At 66.8% G+C, this 2,690-nt stretch carries 3 protein-coding genes; all 3 read left to right on the top strand.

Annotated elements, in window-relative coordinates; all coding sequences use genetic code 11:
* Positions 1 to 954: hypothetical protein (locus tag AC5JLB_RS25485; protein ID WP_495876633.1), on the top strand; the 954-nt coding region annotated here is incomplete at its 5' end.
* Positions 955 to 1,090: 136 nt separating this feature from the next.
* Complete coding sequence (locus tag AC5JLB_RS25490) at positions 1,091 to 1,264, top strand: arginase family protein (RefSeq protein WP_495876634.1); 174 nt, start codon at positions 1,091 to 1,093, stop codon at positions 1,262 to 1,264.
* Positions 1,265 to 1,360: 96 nt separating this feature from the next.
* Positions 1,361 to 2,690: prolyl oligopeptidase family protein (locus tag AC5JLB_RS25495; protein ID WP_495876635.1), on the top strand; the 1,330-nt coding region annotated here is incomplete at its 3' end.

A 2,690-nucleotide genomic window follows, 5' to 3' on the forward strand; every position in this document is an offset into this window, starting at 1 on the left:
CGGCTGGGATCCGTCGCGGCGGATGGGACCGGATATCCGGAGGCAAAGCTCGACGTCCTCACCTTCGAGCTGCTCCGGCCCGAAGCCGACATCCTCTTCGACGATCCCGAGATGCTCCTCTGGAAGGGCGCGGTCGAGCCGCTGCCTGCGCCGGAGGTGGCAGCCCTCGCCACGCCGCAGGACGCTCCGCCCGGGGTGGAGCCTAGCAACGACATCGCACCGGAAGCCGTGCCGGATGCAGAATTCGAAGCAGTGGGACCTGCGGTCACCGACGTAGCGGGTCTCGTGCTCGGCATGACGGCAGAGGCGTTCCTGGCCAACGCCGAGGGGCTTTACGAGCTGGGCCAGGCTCGGCGACTGGAGGTGCAGGAACCGAACTCGACGCGGCTGTTCGGCACCCTGTCCGGGTTCGCCGACATGGAGTTTGATCAGACCATCCTGGCCGTGCATCCGCCGGCGCGACCCGATGGGCCAGTCCTGGGGCTCTTCCGCAAGCTCGTAGTCCCGCGCGAGCAGGCCAGCACTGAGTCCTTAGTGGCATCACTCGTCCAGAAGTACGGCGAACCCACGGAAAGGTTCGACGCCCGCCTACCATTCCAACTGGATTGGAGGGCCAGCACGACCAATGACCGTTGCAAAGCCTTCTTCGGCTGGAGCGGCCAGGCGCCGCCGATCCATCTTGCCGAGCCATCCTCCGCGGAGCAAGGATCACCGCTGAACTGGGTCGAGGTAATTGGCAGCAGTTCCTTCTGGCCCGCCGAGCCCCCCGACCAAGCCCTCGATCTTGAGGCAGCGACTGGCTGCGGTCTTGAGATAACCGCTCATATCGATGAGAACCCCGACCATGATTACGAACTCAGCGTCTGGATGCTCGACATCGGGGCCATGATGCGCGCCCTAGCCGACCCGTCCCTTGCGCCAGCGCCCTCCGCGCCGGCCGACATCAAGCTGTGACGATAAGCGCAGCGAGGACACCGTCCCACTAGCCTCTGTACCTTCGATTTGATCGAAGTCGTCACCCAGCCCATCCAGTCTCTCATTTGGAAGGACCTGTTGCCGAGCCCCTTGTACCTGCGCTTTGCCGCAGGAGATGCTTCAGCTCCTCGATGGCGTGGACATCGTAGGCGCGGACGTCGTGGAGGTCTCGCCTCCGTTCGACGTAGGCGGGATGACGGCGCTCGCGGGGGCCACGATGATGTTCGAACTCCTCTGCGTGATGGCAGCCAACGTGGGGCGCGCGCGAAGTGGCGGACAGAAGCCGTGACCGCGATCTCCGCTTTCTCGATCACGGTATGCGCTGATTAGCTTGGCCTGCGATGATGTAAGATCAACCCAGTACCATTCAGCGATGGAGCCGTCCGTGACCGACGATCTCGATATGGAAGATCCCGAAAGCGAGCGCTCCCGGGCGCTGATAAAGGCCGGCAACGCCGAGGTGAGCCGGCGGCTCGAGGACGCCACCTTCGAGCAGGACCGGCAACGCCTCCGCGCTATCATCGAGGACGACGACAAGCTCTTCCGGTGTCGCCGGCGGGGCGCTCACCTCTATGACTTCCACACCAACGCCGAGCATCCCCGCGGCCTTTGGCGGCGGATCCCGGACCACTTGACGCCTCGCCCGCACGCGCCGTGGGAGCCGGTCTTCGACCTCGACGCCTACTGCCGCGAGACAGAGCACGAATGGGCTTGGCGCGGGGTGGCCAATCAGTTGGACGGCACGCGGGTGATGCTGCTGCTCTCCGACAACGGCTCGGATGTTCTGGTGGCGCGCGAGTTCGACCTGGAGACAAAGACCTTCGTGGCGGGCGGCTTCGAGATGCCGCCCGCGCGCCAATCGGTGGCCTGGGACGGGCCCGACACCCTCCTCGTATGCGCTACCACCGGCCCGGAGCACACCACGCGGTCGGGCTGGCCGCGCACCGTGCGGGCCTGGTCGCGCGGCAGGGGGCTTGAGGACGCGCCCGTGATCCATGAGGCCTCGCCCGAGGACGTGGCGGCAGACGCGGTCCGCGTGCCCGGCGAGGGCGGCGGAGCCCTCGTGCTGTCCATCGGCCACTCGGTGCTGTCGAGCACCCTGGCCGTAGAGAAGGGAGGGCAGCGCATCGTACTCGAACTGCCGCCGCAATCCCACAAGGCAGCCAACGACCGCTTCGTGGTCTGGGAACCTCTGGAGGATGGCGCGCACGCGGCGGGCAGTGTCGTCCTGCGGCGGTTCGATGGGCCACCCCTGGAACGGGTGCTCTTCGAGCCGGGGCCGCGCAGCGGCACCGAACAGCTCCTGCTCTCCCGCGACTGGCTTGTGCTGACCGGCCACGACGACCTGCGGCCTTGGCTCAGGGTTCTGGACCTGCGTACACCGGACGGTGACCTGATCGACGTGCCGCTACCCCGGGAGGCTTCGGCAGCGTGGGTGTCCTGGCACGCGGTCGAGCCTGACAGCGAAAGCCGGCGCGACATGCGCCTCGACATCCAAGCCGAGGGCCAACTCCTGCCGTCGACCCTGTACCGTCTCGACTTGGACAGGATGTCGGATCCACCCCGGCCCGAGTTCGTGGCGCAGGCCAAGCCCACCTTCGACGCCGAGGGCATGGAGGCACGGCTTCTGGAGGCCACCTCGGCCGACGGCACGCTCGTCCCTTACCACTTGGCCCTCCCACGTGGTGCAGCTCAAGGACCTGATCCGGTCTTGG

Source organism: Myxacorys chilensis (genome assembly GCF_059505265.1).